18 protein-coding genes and 1 pseudogene are annotated in these 16,216 nt (G+C 49.5%); 5 read left to right on the forward strand and 14 right to left on the reverse strand.

Going from position 1 to position 16,216, the window contains the following annotated elements:
• Positions 1–272: 272 nt before the first annotated feature.
• Positions 273–1,310, reverse strand: a complete 1,038-nt coding sequence (locus tag J4E70_RS11445; protein WP_213889511.1) for a hypothetical protein — start codon at positions 1,308–1,310, stop codon at positions 273–275.
• Between the two features lie 724 nt (positions 1,311–2,034).
• Between J4E70_RS11445 and J4E70_RS11450 the strand changes: the two genes are divergently transcribed.
• From J4E70_RS11450 to J4E70_RS11460, 3 genes are all read left to right on the forward strand, one after another.
• Positions 2,035–2,781 carry a putative 2OG-Fe(II) oxygenase gene (locus tag J4E70_RS11450; RefSeq protein WP_213889516.1) on the forward strand — a complete coding sequence of 249 codons (747 nt, stop codon included), beginning with the start codon at positions 2,035–2,037 and terminating at the stop codon, positions 2,779–2,781.
• 68 nt (positions 2,782–2,849) lie between these two features.
• Positions 2,850–3,587 (forward strand): hypothetical protein, encoded by a 738-nt coding sequence (locus J4E70_RS11455; protein ID WP_213889517.1) that lies wholly within the window; start codon positions 2,850–2,852, stop codon positions 3,585–3,587.
• Positions 3,584–4,351 (forward strand): hypothetical protein, encoded by a 768-nt coding sequence (locus tag J4E70_RS11460; protein ID WP_213889518.1) that lies wholly within the window; start codon positions 3,584–3,586, stop codon positions 4,349–4,351. Before J4E70_RS11455 ends, J4E70_RS11460 begins: the two co-directional genes overlap by 4 nt.
• A gap of 118 nt (positions 4,352–4,469) precedes the next feature.
• Here J4E70_RS11460 and J4E70_RS11465 read toward each other — a convergent pair whose 3' ends face one another.
• On the reverse strand, positions 4,470–4,733 hold the full coding sequence (locus J4E70_RS11465) for a hypothetical protein (RefSeq protein WP_213889519.1): 264 nt from the start codon (positions 4,731–4,733) through the stop codon (positions 4,470–4,472).
• A gap of 240 nt (positions 4,734–4,973) precedes the next feature.
• Between J4E70_RS11465 and J4E70_RS11470 the strand changes: the two genes are divergently transcribed.
• The gene (locus J4E70_RS11470) at positions 4,974–5,573 is read left to right on the forward strand and encodes a GNAT family N-acetyltransferase (protein WP_213889520.1); all 600 of its coding nucleotides are present in this window, start codon (positions 4,974–4,976) and stop codon (positions 5,571–5,573) included.
• A 179-nt stretch (positions 5,574–5,752) separates the two neighbouring features.
• Positions 5,753–6,061: a hypothetical protein gene (locus J4E70_RS11475; protein WP_213889521.1), complete on the forward strand. Its 309-nt coding sequence runs from the start codon at positions 5,753–5,755 to the stop codon at positions 6,059–6,061.
• A 95-nt stretch (positions 6,062–6,156) separates the two neighbouring features.
• Here the strand turns inward: J4E70_RS11475 and J4E70_RS11480 are convergent, their stop codons facing one another.
• The 12 genes and pseudogenes from J4E70_RS11480 to J4E70_RS11525 all read right to left on the reverse strand — a co-directional run bounded on the left by J4E70_RS11480 (position 6,157) and on the right by J4E70_RS11525 (position 15,992).
• Entirely contained in the window at positions 6,157–7,608 is a 1,452-nt protein-coding gene (locus J4E70_RS11480; protein WP_213889523.1) for a sensor histidine kinase, read from the reverse strand.
• A gap of 20 nt (positions 7,609–7,628) precedes the next feature.
• Entirely contained in the window at positions 7,629–8,684 is a 1,056-nt protein-coding gene (locus J4E70_RS11485) for an adenylate/guanylate cyclase domain-containing protein (protein WP_213889524.1), read from the reverse strand.
• A complete protein-coding gene (locus tag J4E70_RS11490) occupies positions 8,674–9,045 on the reverse strand; it encodes a group I truncated hemoglobin (protein WP_246531718.1) in 372 nt (123 codons plus the stop codon). The genes J4E70_RS11485 and J4E70_RS11490 overlap by 11 nt, the downstream gene beginning before the upstream one ends.
• Before the next feature lie 41 nt (positions 9,046–9,086).
• The gene (locus J4E70_RS11495) at positions 9,087–9,947 is read right to left on the reverse strand and encodes an alpha/beta fold hydrolase (protein ID WP_213889526.1); all 861 of its coding nucleotides are present in this window, start codon (positions 9,945–9,947) and stop codon (positions 9,087–9,089) included.
• Between the two features lie 172 nt (positions 9,948–10,119).
• Positions 10,120–11,295, reverse strand: a complete 1,176-nt coding sequence (locus J4E70_RS11500; RefSeq protein ID WP_213889528.1) for an NAD(P)/FAD-dependent oxidoreductase — start codon at positions 11,293–11,295, stop codon at positions 10,120–10,122.
• Between the two features lie 12 nt (positions 11,296–11,307).
• The gene (locus J4E70_RS11505; protein WP_213889530.1) at positions 11,308–12,552 is read right to left on the reverse strand and encodes a flavin-containing monooxygenase; all 1,245 of its coding nucleotides are present in this window, start codon (positions 12,550–12,552) and stop codon (positions 11,308–11,310) included.
• Between the two features lie 49 nt (positions 12,553–12,601).
• Positions 12,602–12,739: a hypothetical protein gene (locus J4E70_RS11510; protein WP_213889531.1), complete on the reverse strand. Its 138-nt coding sequence runs from the start codon at positions 12,737–12,739 to the stop codon at positions 12,602–12,604.
• Positions 12,740–12,972: 233 nt separating this feature from the next.
• The gene (locus J4E70_RS11515) at positions 12,973–13,551 is read right to left on the reverse strand and encodes an OsmC family protein (protein ID WP_213889533.1); all 579 of its coding nucleotides are present in this window, start codon (positions 13,549–13,551) and stop codon (positions 12,973–12,975) included.
• Between the two features lie 501 nt (positions 13,552–14,052).
• Positions 14,053–14,511 (reverse strand): glutaredoxin domain-containing protein, encoded by a 459-nt coding sequence (locus J4E70_RS19530; RefSeq protein WP_281414303.1) that lies wholly within the window; start codon positions 14,509–14,511, stop codon positions 14,053–14,055.
• Positions 14,491–15,528 (reverse strand): annotated as a pseudogene (gene cysK, locus J4E70_RS11520) (cysteine synthase A); the annotation flags it as partial. The gene J4E70_RS19530 and the pseudogene cysK, both read right to left, overlap by 21 nt.
• 44 nt (positions 15,529–15,572) lie before the next feature.
• Positions 15,573–15,704 carry a hypothetical protein gene (locus J4E70_RS19535; RefSeq protein ID WP_281414302.1) on the reverse strand — a complete coding sequence of 44 codons (132 nt, stop codon included), beginning with the start codon at positions 15,702–15,704 and terminating at the stop codon, positions 15,573–15,575.
• Between the two features lie 48 nt (positions 15,705–15,752).
• Positions 15,753–15,992 (reverse strand): DUF1127 domain-containing protein, encoded by a 240-nt coding sequence (locus J4E70_RS11525; protein WP_213889537.1) that lies wholly within the window; start codon positions 15,990–15,992, stop codon positions 15,753–15,755.
• Between the last annotated feature and the right edge of the window lie 224 nt (positions 15,993–16,216).

A 16,216-nucleotide genomic window follows, 5' to 3' on the forward strand; every position in this document is an offset into this window, starting at 1 on the left:
CGGAACAAATTGAAATAGTTTGAAACAGTAGATTCTTATAAATGACTGAAATAGCTTAGTAAAAAAGTATCAGTGGTGCACCTTGGGTTATCTATTCAATGCTTCTTCTGGGCACCAATTTTACTGATATATTATTATGATCTAATTCAGATTATTGGTAGTACTGATATCTATCAATCGGACTATTCATTAATATCTCAGGTTCTCATTTACTGTTTCGTTGACACCGCCTGCTAAAGGTCTACCTCTCTGCAATTTATTTGTGGCGGTTGTTAAAACGTGGCCCTTATCTCAGAAAATGTATGGCCATATCGGCTAAGTTTTCCCGAAACTGTAATTGTGTCGTTGACCTCCAATGCATTCCAAAAATCACTGTCTAAACCACACACTCGGAACGAATGCCTCTCATGTTCAGGATGCCTTAGGCTCACTGCTGACCTACAGCGCCGTCCCTGAAGTTTCTTTGTGACAACATAGATAATCTCGGCCTCTTCAGTTTCGAATATGCCATTATAAACATTTGGCCAGATTATTGCCTGTGAACTATAAGCGAACACGAAACTTGTAGGGATCGCTGCAATTGTTAGCAAAACATTCTTTCTACGTGACTTAGTGACCTTACCGTTTGTATCAACGACCCGGCTGCTCAATGTACCCGGAAGTGAAATCAGAAAAAATGCAATTGCGACGGGTACGATCCGAACGTAACTTTCTTGAAGAAAAACATAACGAGCGTAGGTTTCGCCAAATTTGATGAAGTAGCCGAGCGAAAAAAATGCGCAGAGCCAAGTTACGCTGGTAAAAATAGTTAAGAAACTGGTTTGCCTACCTAGCCTTTCACACCGTTGGTTTTGATCGACCACCACACGCTTTGGTTGAAAGTCTTTGAATTGCCAAAAGGCAAATCCCGGCAAGATGAAGGCTACGATAAACAAAGCCAGGAAACCCAGAAGGCCATACAGCAGGGTTTCACCTTTGATATGTTCCTGAAACGGTAAATTACCGCTATTATAGACGACAAAAATTGAAGTAAAAAGAAATGCTACCCAACTAAAGGTTAGAATTACAAAACCCATTCTTTTCCACAGAGGATAGAACCAGTGCAAAGCTTTGGCATGCAAGCCAGGAAGCAGAAACATGAGAGCAAACAAAAAACAAACCGCTGCAAGTACCCCTATAAGCGCACCATTCGGTAGTTCAGAATATCTGAGCCACCCGATACTGGCGCGGGCAAGCAGGTAGGTTAGAAGCAATCCCAGAACACCTGTCACAAGCGCAACAGTATCGCTTATCAATAAAGTAATTCGCATGGTTCAGTCTCACTGCAAGTGCCCAATCTTGTTAATACCCGGAAATAAGGCGGAAAAATGGAAATTGTGTTTCCAAAAGTTGCTATACAGAGCGGTTAGTTTTCCTAAGGGGAGGGATCAATATTCAAAATCTTTTGATAATTCCGAGCAGACACTTCTGCACACCGCTATTTCTTTTATCAGTCCCGAGATGTAATTTTGAATGGAACATTTTTGAAAAATTAAAACGCTTTGCGATGCGACTGCGTGATTTCTAGAACTGTTTGAAGCCACACAATACCAGCAATCAGTGCTTGTCGGGTTCTGTCTCTCTTGCATATTGAAGAAAATTGAAATCCTGCAACGCGTATTGGGGACATCCGTTTGGTTAGCGCTCACTTAGTTGGGTCAAATAGTTGGGTCAAAAAATTAGTAGCGCCCGTACGTCACGTCGATGTTTAGGGGCTTTCCAACCAAGATCTGGGCGCGCAATCCGGTGCACCCAAATCGTAATTCGCCAACCATATCAACTTTACTGTCTCTCAATCAATAGTTGCATTGAGCCGGCGGCGTCCTTAACAGTTTTTGCGTTCACCTGGTAACGCTCACGTCAAAAGCTGATCACTTTGTGCCACGATGTTTTGATTAGCCACTCCCCCGTCAGGCGTTACACTCTTTCAGAAATAGGCGTCACGGTAGAACCGTGAGTTATCGACTTTTGACACATAACTATTGGACTGAAGAAATGCCGCTCAAGCGCTTAAAGTCACCACCCGCGCAATCTCCTTTTGCACCCATCTGGGAAATACCGCTGGGGATCGAGAAGCTGAGTGATGCAGAAACGCTGGCTGGAATACGCAAGATCGTTCTGGCGCGTGAACCAGAGTTGAAACAAGAAATTAAGGCCAAACCGATCGCAGGTATCGATGATGGACTAACCTCGCGCTGGCATAGCTTTAACACCTTCACCTGGAACGAGCCGCCAATGCGCCAGTTTCAGGAATTCGTCAGAAAATCATATCTCGGATATCTCTCGGCTCTTAATATCTCACGGCGTAAATGTTATGTTCAGGGATGGGCAAATGTGGTTCGCGGTGGCGGAAAATTTGCCCCCCATTGCCATGACCAATCACCTTATGCCTTCGTTTCAGGGAATCTAACCGTTGCCTGTGAAGACACCCAAACAATTTATTATCCGCCCTATCTGTATCGCGGTGCGCCATCGCCAAAAATGCAGGTGCCAATTCAAAACGAGCCCGGCTTACTGACACTTTTCCCCAGTACGATCATGCATGAAACGTCACCGCACAATGGCGACAGCGAAAGGATCACGCTGGCTTTCGACATTTTTCTGCAAGACTTCGACCTTGGTGGGCGTCCCGGTGCTGATGGAATGCATATCGTGATGGACGATCCGGCAGGCTTCACCGGAACTCATGTGGGAAGAGCTGGAACCGTCACAAGCGGTACGCCGCTGTCACTCAATGACTAGGTCAGACAAAACCGCGATGACGCATTGGATTACACAACGCATCGCCAAACACGCATAAAGGACAATGCATGTACGCGAAAGCCGAATACTGCGATATCGGGTATTGCCTTTTAGAGGATCGGGGTGGGTTCGCCTTTCAACCGCCGCGCACGGTGTTTGAAAGCCGCTCAAAAGCGCTTGGGATGCGGGCCATTCAAAACTGCCCTGCTGTTAACACGATTGAGCGTCAGTTGATTGAAATTCCGTCACCGATTGCCCTGCGCATGAGCCTGTCAATCGCGAGTGGTAAACTGGATTTTCGGATTAATTCAACTGGCACATTCGCAAAACCCAACGTTCTAAAATCGCTGGTCAGTGCTGAACCGCCAGAACGCTGGCGCGATCCAAATAAACCCGTATTAAGGATGAAGTTACCCTTCTTTTTCGTAACTGACGAACCTTGCGCTGCCTCAATCTTGCCTCCCTTTCTGTCCCCAAGCTTGCGCCAGTGGCCGGGTACTGTCGTAGCGGGAAGCTATCCTGTTACAAATTGGCCGCAAAATATCACGTGGGCGCTGGAGTGGGACAAGATCGACGAAGAATTGATCATCCGGCAGGGTGAGCCGCTGGCCTATGCCATGTTCGAATTCAACGACCCCAACAAACGCCCAAAATTGATTGAAGCAGAGTTGACGGATGAATTGGCCGAGTACCGTGCCGGAATGGACGGCGTCCACCAATTGACCAATCAAATTGAGGAGTTGTGGATGAAAGCCAGCGAACGACGACCTGCAAAACTTTTAACACCCCTATCGGTCGACGCATGAGCGGGAAACGCGAAGTTCTTCTGGGGTGGCGCAATTCATCCCCGCAAGCGGCACTCGCATTCTTTGCGCCTGAACCGTTGAGCAAAACCGACGAAGTGGGGCTAAGCACACTTTTCCCGGAATTCGCACAGGATGGCGCTTTGGCAAATCGGGTTTTTGTTGTCCGTAGTCCGTTTAACATGCGCATACGCCTGGGGCGTGGGCAAAACGGGCAGGCGGGCTTTAGGCTGATTGACGAGCCCGGCTCTATGAGCGTGAATGCGTTTCGCGGCCTGGTTTCGCCTATTGCACCGACAGCGCAGCGTGATCCCGATGTACCAGCCTGCCAACTCGCAATGAACCTTGTGATGATCTCGGACGAACCCTGTTCGTTGCAATTAATGCCACCTTTCCTGTCGCCGGATTTTCGCAACTGGCCCGGCTCGCTGGTATGCGGCAGATTTCCATTGCGTGCCTGGCCCCGTCCGTTGAACGCCGTTTTGGAGTGGCATGACAAGCAACGCGATTGGGTCCTGAAACGTGGCGAGCCGTTGGCCTATCTTATGGCAATTTATGACGACCCGTCCGTATCTCCGCGAATTGTTGAGGCGTCCCTGACGCCAGCGCTTAAACGCCAACTCAGCAGGGTTGACGACGTATCGTCATATGGCCGCAATGTAGGCCCCATGTTTGCCGAGGCGGAGAGAAGCCGCCCCGGAAAAATACTAGTGCCAAAACTAACAGCCAAAATTGTAAGGGATGGCCCCGAAGCTAAGGCGAGTTGACGCTCAGATAGAATGTTTTTGTCGTAGAACGAGCGCGATCCGTACTTTCACAATATTAAGATCTGCCATTTCGGCAGAGAGACCTGGAAATGTCTCAACCCGATTTCTTAGCTGATGATTACCGCATCGCAGAAAGGTTGGAAATCAGTACCGAGCGGACTCTTCTGATTTCATCCGCTACGCGCTCTGCTTTTTGGGCATCGCCTTCGTGACATTGCTGCGCAATAGTAGCGCAGCGCTCTCGCTCTTCAATCAATGCCCGAATGATCGCGTGCTCGACAGCATCTGCGACTTCTTTTGAATGGTCGCCTGGCAAAACCCCAAGAATATCCTGAACTTCTCTCGCCGTAATTTCTGCACGTTCTCTCAAGTTTTTTGACATTGGTATCCCCCTTAGCTTAGCAAAGCTTTGCATTTTTTTGAGAGTGTAACAACTTCGAGTTTTATTAGTGTCACAGATGCGCATCTAAGTGCTGTGTGCATTTGGAGCTAGAGCATCTGGTTCGCATTAGCGCGTGGCTACCTGCTTTTCACAATTGAAACAATTTTCAGCACCTGCCGAAATCAAGCTGAAACACGACATCTAAAGAATGGCTTCATCAATTTTTGATGGAGCTTAAAAATGTTCGGTGAAATCTTTTGGAATGAAACACGCAGCAGCGACAGCTCGCCCGTCAAGATTGACGAAGGTGTCACTATTAGAAGGCTTGTCAAAAATGACGTTGGGCTTCTGCGTGAGTTTTTCCGCGGGCTTTCGAAACCAACGCTTTTTTGGCGCTTCATGAGCCCGGTTCACGAGATATCAGAAAAGCTTTTGCATCAACTTGCCGATACGAAACACGATAGACATTACGCATTGATTGCCGAACATGAAGAGAACGGTCATCGCCGAACGATTGCCGAAGCCAGGTACGTTCGTGATCAGACTGATCCAGCAAAATGTGAATTCGCAATATCGATTGCGGATGAAATGCAAGGACGGGGCCTTGGGTCTGTACTTCTTCAATTTCTGGAAAAGCACGCCTCAATAAACGGGGTGCTCGAGATGACAGCCGAAACATTGCGTGAAAACACCGCAATGGTCCGTTTGGCAAAAGGTGCAGGATATTCAGTCGTCACAAACTTCGCTGATCCAAGAATGGTGAAATTGAAAAAAGCGCTAAACCAGTCAGACCCAGCTTCACAGGGTTTGCCACATACCCACGCCAAGATCGCAGCATGAGCTTCATCTTATTGTCAGAAACCTGAAATTTCGATGCAAACATTGATACAAACAAAACGCCAAATATTCGTTCCAGAAATACGATTGAAAACTGCGTCCTTCATAAGAAGCCTCAACCAAATCGTGATCAGCGGACAATCAGCCTCGCTCGATCCAAACGCAAACTGAGGATGAAGAACATGACACATGAAACCAACCCAAGATTCTTTTTCAATGACGGGACAATCAACTTAAAAGCTGCGATTCAGGCAGGCCGAAATGCCCGGGCGGAGGCAGCTAAGGGTTTATTTGTCGACGCGACGTCTTTTGCCAACGCCACCGCCAAAAAAACAATTTCATTTTTTGGAAAAGGCTTTGTCAAAGTGGCGGCCACAATGAGCTTGGTTACACTCTTTTCAGCCTGCGCATCAGAAGGCCCAACCAAAAGTACAAAGTCATTTGTTCATCCAATGAATGACTTTGCTACTTTCCACATTCCATACAATTGATCGGGTGAAGCGACGGCAATGGACCGGGAAGACATCTTCAACATACAACCTAATTTTCGTTTTAGTCCAAAGTGATACTGAAGTTCAGATGAGTATCAGTCTGTTAAATATGGCAAGCGGATACTAAAGGTTGCGCCGCCATCTGTTTTGGGTTCAAGCCGAATTATACCATTATGTGACGCGATTACCTTGTGACAAAATGCAAGCCCGACCCCTGTACCTTTGCCGACTTCTTTTGTTGTAAACAGCGGGTCAAAGATACGTCCCGCGATATCGTCATCCACCCCAGGACCGTTGTCGGATATTGTCAGGCAAACCATGCCTGATTTTGCTTCTCTTTGACCTTTAATGACGATTGCATCCCCAATTCCCGCGTCGTGAATTGCGTGGACAGAATTTGTTAGAAGGTTGATCAGGACTTGTGCAAGTTGAACTTCGTCGACCATTACACGGGGAAGGTTTCCGGGCAGGTCAGTGGTGATACGAACACGAGGGACAGGCGCAACTGAAGCCATCGCATCATTTGCTGTCTCAACAATCCCACGCAAGGAAACTGGTTGTGGATTCAAGGGTTCCTGACGAGCCATCGACAAGAAAGAGCGTACAATTTTTACGCAACGCTCAGCAGCGTTGCCAAGTTTGCCGATCCGCCCTTCCTGACTAGTTCCTTCCAGATCCTCTTTCAGGATTTCCGCATTTCCAACAATGATCGACAGAGGGTTGTTCAGCTCGTGCGCAACCCCAGCCAGCAGTTCACCCAACGCTGACATTTTCTCGGCCTGAAAAATCTGGCGCCTTTGCTGGGCAAGTTCTGACTGGACAGCAAGTTCATCAGTCAAATCGTCCATACTTGAAACAACCATGTCCTCGCCGCGATAATCTATAAGGCGCGCAGAGATTGCCGCGGGAAACTCTGTTCCATCCGCACGCACACCGGTAACCCGCATGTCGTCTACCCTGGCATCCGGTAGCAACGCCGTCACAAAATCTGCGCGTTCTTCACGTTTTGAGAAATGGGAAAAACAACTTTTGTTTGACCCCAACAATGCGCGCGCCGCAGGTGATCGATAAATAATCTTGCCGTCACCAACACGCGACATAGTCAAACTTGTTGGACAGGCTTCCAGCACTTTGCTAAGCAGAATTTCTGCCTCTCGTGCAGCATCCGCTTGCGCAGAATAGTCAACAACCTCTGTCTGGCTGAGAATAAATCCACCGTCTGATGTCGGTTTGATGCGAAACAGATGAGCTTTGCTTGAATTCAGATTCACCTGCACCGAATGATCAATATCAATACCATCCAGTAAATCCGCTTCAATTGTCTCGAGACCTCTTCGCGCATCAGGGGTTAAGACACCCCGGTTTTCCGCTTCTCTCAGGTAAATGTCCCAGCGCAGGCCCGGGCGAAGGAATTCTGCAATATCGCGGTTCATCCCGCAGAAGCTGTCATTTACCAGGGTCAGATTTGCCTCTGCATCAAAAATCGCAACACCTTCGCTTAGTGCTGCGATAGTGTCCTGCAGTAAAAGTTCAAAATCCTGGTTCATGTTCTGATCAGGCACCACGTCTAGATCTGACTTTTCAACGCCGGCTCTTTGCGTTCAGAAAGACTCAGGATTTGCTGCGGGTTTTCTTCGTCATGCAAGGCTGGTTCAGAGGCGTTTATCTCAAAACGGCCGTCCAGCAATTCAACAGTCGTTTCGTCTGCCGTTATCGTCATCGGCGCAGCGAACCCGCGCAATTCCAGCGCTTTCGTTACTGCAGGTCCGAATACGTCGTAAATATATTTCTGCACGCCAACGACGGAACCGATAACCGAACCGGTCGCGATGCCGATGCGTGCTTCCCACTTGATAGGGTGGCTGGCATTGCGCTGGCCCAAATACCGCAGAAACCTTACGGCCGCATTCGCGACAGCAAATGCGTGATCCGCCATTGGATCTGGCACGCCGGAAACAGCAATATAGCTGTCACCATTGGTGCGAATACGCTCACATCCGAACTGTTCGCCGATCCTGTCAAACGCGCTGTAAATGTCGTTGAGCTCACTGACCATTACACCTGGGTCATGTTCGTTCAGTAAATCGTCGAAACCAACAAAGTTAAGCGTCAGAACCGAAACGGGATCAAAAACGCGTGGGGCAACAATTCCGGATGATTTATACTCTTCATATGCCGCGCGCGGCATCATGTTCAAAAGCAGCTTTTCAACCTGTTCTTTCTCGCGTTTGATTTCAAGCGTGTTGCGTTCGACCATCATCGAATAGCTGTCGATCATCGATTCCAACTCTTTGATACGCGTGATGTTCTGGCAAACCAGAACAACTATCTTTTCAGACGCGTTGATCGCCCGGTTAAACTCCATGGCAACTGTCATCGTGCGTCGACGTAACTTGAACGACGCCTCAGTGGTGTGGCGCCCTCCGTCGTTTATCGCAATGGTTAGCGCCTCGATATCAAGCGCCGGGAAAAGATCACCCAGTTTCGCTGCGGGATCTTCTTCGCCAAACCATTCAACGAAAGTGTCGTTCTTGAAACGAAGGGACAATGTTTCAAGATCAACCAGAGCGACACCAACACCAATTGCCCGAAGCAACTGTTCATTAATTGCCTCAATCGACATTTACTGTCCTAACAATCAAGGGGCGTCGTTCCTCAAAGGCAGCCAGAACAATTTCAATATCTTCCGCCGCAATACTGAATTCCGTCAATGTTTCATCAACAAGCTCTTTCAGCTTATCAAAATGCAAGTCCGTAATGACGAGATGCACGTGCGCGCGCTCTATGTGAGTGTCAGAAAAGGTTGCGGGCCCCCCCATAATCGCAGAGATAAATTTTGTCTGGTGGTCGATCAGTTTTGGCAGTTCAACATCATCAAAAAAAGGACCAATATCATCGTCATCCAAAAATCTGTCATAGAGCGACAGAACAATCCTGCTGATTGCAGAAAAGCCACCGTATTTTTCAAATAGAGTTTGTTCCAAAATATCCTGTCCCCACTAGGATTTGAGACGGCCCGGCTGCGCTAAGCCGCAATCAGGACCTCGTTCTTTGCATCCTGCCACCCAAAATCCACTTGTTCAAGAAATTCACCAATCATCGGGTCGGTCAGATGCGGGTCAGTCATCGGCAACATGTGCCCGGCACCCGCGACTACTTCATGGCGAATGAAGGGTAATGACTGCTGAAGTGTCTCGGAAATCATGCGCATTTCAGACGGGGAATTTGCTCCGGTCACATTAAGAACAGGACATACAACACCGGCTGCATCCAGATCGGTAAACTTGTCCATCACCAGCGCTGAAAAATCATCCTGAATTTGCGCAGCACATGTTGCGAGCTTTTGACGCAACGAGAAACTGGTGCGGCCCCACGACCCTTCGCCATTCCAAAAATCCAGAAAAATGCGCATAGCACTCCATGCATCGCCTTCTTCAAGCGCGATCTGGGACGAGCGGGCGGCGCTTACAAATTGTTTGGTTTTAGCGCTCAGAACACCATGCTTTGCCCAAACCAGATTGAAAACCGCCGGCTCAATCATGGTCAGGCTGCGCACCTTTCCGGGATGCATTCTTGCTGCCTTAAGCGCGACCGCCGCTCCAAAGGAATGGCCAACCAAATGTACCGGATCGTCGTAACGGTCGAAGACTGGCTCCAGCAATCTTACAATTTCTTCAAGCGTCATAACCCGGTTTCCGGCACCGCCTTTTGAACGTCCGTATCCCGGCAGGTCCGGACAGATCACCCGAAAACGCCCATTAAGATACTCTGCCAGACTACGCCACTGTTTTGAATTGCTCGCAGACCCATGCAGTAACACAACGGGTGTTCCTTCACCGCTTTCGGTAAAGCTGATTTCTGGCTTTGGTGTGAACATAAAAGTCATCTGAGCAATCCTTTCTAAGCGTCATTTCCTTTGTCTGACGCCCTGTTAAAGATTGCGTGTTTCAGCCTGATGTCCTGCAACGCCCGAATATGTTTCAAATGTTTCAGGGGGTGTTTTTGTTTGCGGAATGCACACCTTAAAACGCTATTAACGGCCTGATTTTTGGTGAACCCTATGCTGCGACACGAGGGCTTGGATACTTCTCTGCCATCCAGTCCTGCTCTTGTTTCATTACGTCATTGAGACGCAAGTGCATCTGCTGCAATTCAGGCAACGACCAACGCAAGCTGGCAATCTGATCGGTGACCGAAAACAGATCAGCCGAAAGAGAGTCTCGGACACGCTGATACTCTGTCAGCGCTTCTACAGTTCCTTGACCAACCGCTGAGGCGAGGATTTCGGCATCCCGAAACGCATCGGTAATCCCATGTGCTGTGATTGGATCTTTGAAATATCCAGCATCGCCAACCAATGCCCAACCCGGCCCCCATGACCTTCGGAAATGGCCCTTTTGCCCAACAAACGATATTGGCTTTGAACATAGGCGCGCCGCGCCGATTACCTCGCCAAATGCCGGATCAATCTCCGCAGCGATGAACGCAATTTGCTTCGCAACGTTTTCGCCGCGCACCTGATTCAGAAACCTTGCGCGATGCAGCCCGACAAAGACACAATGCTGGTCATTATTTGTCGGAATTTTTCCAGCGCCCAAACCCTGCGAATATAGCCAGTGAGAACCTTGATCTTCGATCCCCTCATAGTATGCGTAGGCGCATGAGATGGCATTTTCCGACAGGCGTTCGGTTTGTGCCTCGACACGCCGCGCAACAGTCGACCGCCGCCCGTCCGCACCAATAACGATATCTGCAGATACGTGATGTGTTCCCAAGTGGTGCGCATCCAGAATTGCGCCAGCCACGCGCCCTTGGTCATTCCGGATCACATCACGAAACGAGACCCCATAGCGAATGTCGACCCCTGCCTCTCTGGCCGCGTTGACAAGTGCGCTATCCAGAACGGTTCTGCGAGGTGCGTAAAGCGCATCAACACCGTGGGACGGTTTCAAATTCAGTGGAATTACCTCTGATCCATACTGGAACGTCGTGGTGCGAATTGCCGGTGTTCCCGACGCAATGATCCGGCCCAGCACACCCCAGCGATTAAGTTGCATAACCGCACCGCGCATCAGCGCATGGGTCGACATTGTATCCGTGCCGGGGCTTGCCCAGTCAACAAGAAGAACACGAGCGCCTTTGCGGGCCAGCAACATTGCCGTCGCGGCCCCGGAACAGCGTGCGCCGACAATGATTGCATCATAATGTGGCAAGTATGGGCCGAGATGTCTCATCGTTTTGTCCTTTCAGGCTGCACGCGTGGATCTGAGACCCAGATGCGCCGCGATAAATTTCGTGATTTCATGTGCATCAGCACCAACCCCATCAATGAAGGTCGAATTGCGCCGGCGCATAAACGGAAGTCCCATGGTAAAGAGGCCGGGTGCCGAGGTGACACCGCCTGCCTGATCAATTTCACCCTTTGCGGTTTTCACAGGGACGTTCAGCCAAAGGTATTCACGTTTGTAACCCGTTGCCCAGATGATCGTTTTGATCCCGCGCTCAGCAAGGTTGATAAGGCTTTCGTCACTGCGAATTTTGATTGGTGCAATCACTGGTTCCACCGGCACATCAATGCCGTGCGATTCGATGTAATGATCGATGCGACTTAGCAATCTTTTCTGACGGGCGTCAGCTGCGTCAATTGACGCTGAGAGCGTGTTTGAGACGAAGACCCGACGACCGCTCATGCTTGTGACCCGTCCGACAATTTTAGCACCGCGACGTGAGATTGAACCCAAATCAAGGTCGCGATTCAAAGCACTGCCAACCAACTGAAAGGACGGATGATGGAGCACCGATTTCAACGAAGCCTGAGAGTCTCTTAACTCGCTAAGGACACCACTCTGATCAAGCCAATACATGATATCGCGCCCTCGGTACCGACGTGGAGTCCGGACATGGCTGCCTGCAGCCAAGGTTACATCGCACCCGCCGCGCAGCAGTTCGTCTGCCAGTTGGATACCGGTTGCAGACGCGCCAACAACAAGTATCCCGCTGTGCGAAATTTCACTGATATCGTCTAGGCGATCCGGGGTAACTTGGCGAATTAAAGGGTGGATATATCGCGCGAATTCCGGAACCAGCGGTTTGTCGCAGGCCCCCGTCGCAATAACCACTGACTTTGCCATCCAGAAAGCAGTGTCAGTGATAACTCTGTATCCGTTTTCAGAAAGCGAAACCGAGCGCACCTCGGTATTGCATTGGACAGGTGCGGCAAAGTCATCGCTGTAGTCAGAAAGGAGCTGAACAACATCGTCTTTGTGCATGAAGCCATCAGGATCAGCGCCAACATAAGACCATGACGGAAGTCTCGTCATCCAGTTTGGTGTCAGGAGATGAAGGTTTTTTCGGCGTTCTGTGCGCCACCTTTGAGCAATCTCACCGCGCTCAAACACGACGTGATCTATGCCCAGATCAGTCAGGCAACGACTTGTCGCAAGCCCCGCCTGGCCAGCTCCGATAATGATGACATCTGTTTTGCGTATCACGAGATTTGTCCTGTTAAGTTTGAGGTGGAATAGTTCAGCCCGAGGTGGGTCAGGCGCAGAAATCGCCCAAAAATTCGCGCACCAACTGCTTTGGGTTTGGCGTGATGATCTTTGCGGTTTTCGCTGACCGTGAAACTGCATTCATTTCATTGGCGGCGTTATCGTTGCTTTTTGTAAAACGTGACATTCGGATTCCTTTCAAAATTTCAAACGATCTAACCGTCTGTCTTGGATGGCAAAATCGTTGGCATGGAGAGTTTGGTTTTAGCCCTTTTGCCTAGCGTATTTCGGATAGGGCCGAAGTCGACTGAGATGGGTTTCTTCCATCTTGGAAATGTTTGGTTTGCGAGTTCTTTCAGTGTCATATCTAGTCTCTTTTCGTGAGTGGGCGGGCGGCGAAAAGCGCCCGCCCGATCTGAGTTAGGCAGCAATATCAACGTTGACTTTGACGCCATTGGTCAGCACGTCGAGCACAGCCGAACGGGCCATGGATTGCTCTACAATTTGCTGAAGCTTTTCAGATGGTGCGTCGCCTGCGATTTTGAAGCTGGCACGGATGTTGTTGAAACCGTTGCGCACTTCGTCATTCAGGCCAAGAATGCCCTGCATATCCATGTCGCCTTCGACCGTTGTTTCGACGGATGTTAGTTTGACTTGACGGGCTGACGCGATGTTGCCGATACCGGCTGTAATGCATGCTGCCAGTGCTGAAAGAAGATACTCCACTGGAGCAGGTGCCGCGTCACCGCCACACAAAACGCTTGGGTGATCGCCTTCGACAACGAAATCTTCAACGCGTGTGTGGTCTCCGCCAGCACCGCTAAAGCCGTTGATGCGTGCCTGGCTGTGCGTACCTGCCAGCCATTTTGAATTTGCGCGGAAGGTAAACTGAGCAAGCTCAGGCTGTGCGCCAACTGCGCCAATAGTGGCCAGTAGTGTTGGGACATCAACGCCGTTGATTGCGACTTTTTCAGGTTTTTCCATAACTGCTGTGTTCATGATTTTCGTATCCTTGGGTCTCTGTTTCAGGGTTAGCCTTGAGGGCTGTTAAAACCAAAGACAGCGGGGGCTTAGGGAGGTTGGCCTTGCCGCTTTGGCTATAACGTTGTTCTAGACCTCGGATGTTTCACTTTGTGATCGCTAAAACAGCTTTTGTGTTTCATGTGTTTCAGCAACGTTTGCAGCGCGTTACAATCTGACAAATTATTGATTTAAAAGAAAAACCCGCCATTTCACGCTGGCGGGTTGAGGTAGATGCTTAAGAAAAGCAATCCGTGAGTGGTGGCGTTCTCGGCTCTTATTTTTTGTCCAGATTGTTCGTATTTTATCTGCGAGAGCCTGACATTCATCGGGACCACTTTTTTGGCTGATAACTGAGATGCGAAGAACCTTCCGGCTTCTTCAAATTACAACTCGAAGGAAGCGCCGGCTATCCGCGTTTAGCAGCTAGTACAAGCGCATTGATTCCATCGGATTCACCTTGAACATGAGGAACCTGTTTCATCTTGGGTGCAACCATTTCGGAAGGAAAGAATATGCGTTTTCTTTCATCGCCTGATTGAATATCACTCCATTCGCATCCAATCGCTGTTTCAGGCTACCGTCATTAAACGCGTCAAACGTCTCGGTGGCTCCACCGATATGCTGGCCACCAACAAATATCTGCGGAATGGTGAGCGAACCAGTTGTATCACGCAAAGCAGCGCGAATATCGGCCCCAAGATTGTCTTTCTGGTAAGCTGTTGAGTCCAGATCGACGCTCTCATATTCAATACCAGCTTCCGCAAACATCTTGCGGACCGACCAGCAGAATTCACACCATTCAAGCGCAAATACAACAACTGATTTTTCGCTGACGATACGTTCTACATAAGCGATTGCTTCGGGTTTGGCTGGTGCAGTTGGCGCAACGGCAGCGGGCGCTGACGACACATCAAACCGGATTCCTGGCGTGGACATCGAAAGTTCCATTTCTTCGTCCGTCATTTCCGATGGAACGTCTTCGAACAATGGAGTCGAGAGATACCTCTCTCCGGTATCAGGTAACATTGCCAAAATCTTCGTCCCTTTTGGCGCTGTTCGCGCGACCTCAAGGGCTGCGGCAAAAGTTGCACCGCCGCTCGTGCCACAGAATATACCTTCTTTCTGCGCGAGCGCCTTTGCCATGTCCATGGCATCAATTCCGGCGACGGCTTCAAACCGGTCGATATGACCGCTTTCCAGCACATCATTGGCGAGCGACGAAATAAAATCAGGTGACCACCCCTGCATTAAATGCGGGCGAAACCCTGGATGACTTTCCGCAGCACTGCCATCTGCGTTGAACGCCTGCACAACACCGCTTGCAAGAAGGGGTACGTTGTCAGGTTCTGCAGCAACGATTTTCGTTCTTGGGCTGCGATCTTTCAGAACGCGCGCAACACCGTTCAAGGTACCGCCTGTTCCAAACCCTGTTACCCAGTAATCAAGCCCGTCATCTCCGAAATCGTTCAGAATTTCCTGAGCGGTCGTGTTGCTGTGGATATCTGCGTTTGCAGGGTTTTCGAACTGCCGAGACTGGAACCATCCATGTGCTTCAGCCAGTTCGCGTGCCTTGGCAACCATTCCCGTGCCTTTTTCAGCAGCGGGTGTCAGAACAACTCTCGCACCCAGAAACCGCATCAGCTTGCGCCGCTCAACACTGAAACTTTCAGCCATTGTTACAACCAGCGGATATCCCTTTTGTGCACAGACCATGGCAAGGCCAATGCCGGTGTTTCCGCTTGTCGCCTCAACCACAGTTTGGCCGGGCTTTAGGGTTCCGTCTTTTTCAGCAGCCTCTATTATGCCAATGGCCAGGCGGTCTTTGACAGACCCCATAGGGTTGAATGCTTCGAGTTTGACGAACATCTCAACCCCATCAGGTGCTAGCTTGTTGATGCGAACGACTGGTGTATTTCCGATCGTATCAAGTATGGAACTGCAAATGCTGTTCATGACGGGCCCTTCTTTCTTGTTTGTTTAACCGCTGATAAATTGTCTTACCGTGACCCCAGCCGATTGGTCGCGTCGTACCAATTGCTAAAGACTTTTGGTTCTACTGGTGTGTGCGCGCTTTCAAATCCGGTTCCGTATTTGGGAGCTTTCCGCTGAACGTATGTTTTGGTTTTCATTGGTCTATCCTCTTTCATTGGGGTTGGTAGGTGATCGTGCGAGGCTGATCACCAAAGCTGAGTTTTCATAAGGTGCTCAAGCACGGCACGGCTTTCGCGGCTCATAGGGTCAGCGCGGCCATAGCCGATATCTTTCAGTATGCGATCATCCAATGCGCTAAGGCTGCGCCGTGCCGCATAGCGGCGTTCTGTAACCGTTGAACCGTTGCGTTTGGGTTTTCTTGCGAGTGCAGCGCCTATAACTGCTACAATCGCTTGTGTAGGTGAGTGCATCGTTTTCGTGTTCACTGTCTTATCCTTAAGTCTAATGATTAATGTTTGCGTTTGTTGCCCCGGGATCTCCGCGACCTTTGACAACGCTTATTTGCCAGTCCCGTGTTGCAGTCTCATGTCGTGCTTCACGGTTTTGTGTTTCAATTGGGAAAACTTAGGTTTTTAGAGGTATCAAAAATAAACCCAATTACTTTCAATGCTTTAGAGAAAAGCCACGCGTTCTTTCCCGCAGTTCTCTG

It is taken from the genome of Pseudohalocynthiibacter aestuariivivens (genome assembly GCF_018457175.1).
Classification (GTDB): domain Bacteria; phylum Pseudomonadota; class Alphaproteobacteria; order Rhodobacterales; family Rhodobacteraceae; genus Pseudohalocynthiibacter; species Pseudohalocynthiibacter aestuariivivens.

Bases quoted from the DNA above. Each gene is read 5' to 3' on its own strand.
- J4E70_RS11510 (WP_213889531.1), bottom strand. From the start codon at position 12,739: ATGTCACGTTTTACAAAAAGCAACGATAACGCCGCCAATGAAATGAAT.
- J4E70_RS11470 (WP_213889520.1), top strand. From the start codon at position 4,974: ATGTTCGGTGAAATCTTTTGGAATGAAACACGCAGCAGCGACAGCTCG.
- J4E70_RS11475 (WP_213889521.1), top strand. From the start codon at position 5,753: ATGACACATGAAACCAACCCAAGATTCTTTTTCAATGACGGGACAATC.
- J4E70_RS11460 (WP_213889518.1), top strand. From the start codon at position 3,584: ATGAGCGGGAAACGCGAAGTTCTTCTGGGGTGGCGCAATTCATCCCCG.
- J4E70_RS11485 (WP_213889524.1), bottom strand. From the start codon at position 8,684: ATGTCGATTGAGGCAATTAATGAACAGTTGCTTCGGGCAATTGGTGTT.
- J4E70_RS11500 (WP_213889528.1), bottom strand. From the start codon at position 11,295: ATGAGACATCTCGGCCCATACTTGCCACATTATGATGCAATCATTGTC.
- J4E70_RS11495 (WP_213889526.1), bottom strand. From the start codon at position 9,947: ATGACTTTTATGTTCACACCAAAGCCAGAAATCAGCTTTACCGAAAGC.
- J4E70_RS19535 (WP_281414302.1), bottom strand. From the start codon at position 15,704: ATGAAAACCAAAACATACGTTCAGCGGAAAGCTCCCAAATACGGAACC.
- J4E70_RS19530 (WP_281414303.1), bottom strand. From the start codon at position 14,511: ATGTCCACGCCAGGAATCCGGTTTGATGTGTCGTCAGCGCCCGCTGCC.
- J4E70_RS11465 (WP_213889519.1), bottom strand. From the start codon at position 4,733: ATGTCAAAAAACTTGAGAGAACGTGCAGAAATTACGGCGAGAGAAGTT.
- J4E70_RS11455 (WP_213889517.1), top strand. From the start codon at position 2,850: ATGTACGCGAAAGCCGAATACTGCGATATCGGGTATTGCCTTTTAGAG.
- J4E70_RS11450 (WP_213889516.1), top strand. From the start codon at position 2,035: ATGCCGCTCAAGCGCTTAAAGTCACCACCCGCGCAATCTCCTTTTGCA.
- J4E70_RS11480 (WP_213889523.1), bottom strand. From the start codon at position 7,608: ATGAACCAGGATTTTGAACTTTTACTGCAGGACACTATCGCAGCACTA.
- J4E70_RS11515 (WP_213889533.1), bottom strand. From the start codon at position 13,551: ATGAACACAGCAGTTATGGAAAAACCTGAAAAAGTCGCAATCAACGGC.
- J4E70_RS11445 (WP_213889511.1), bottom strand. From the start codon at position 1,310: ATGCGAATTACTTTATTGATAAGCGATACTGTTGCGCTTGTGACAGGT.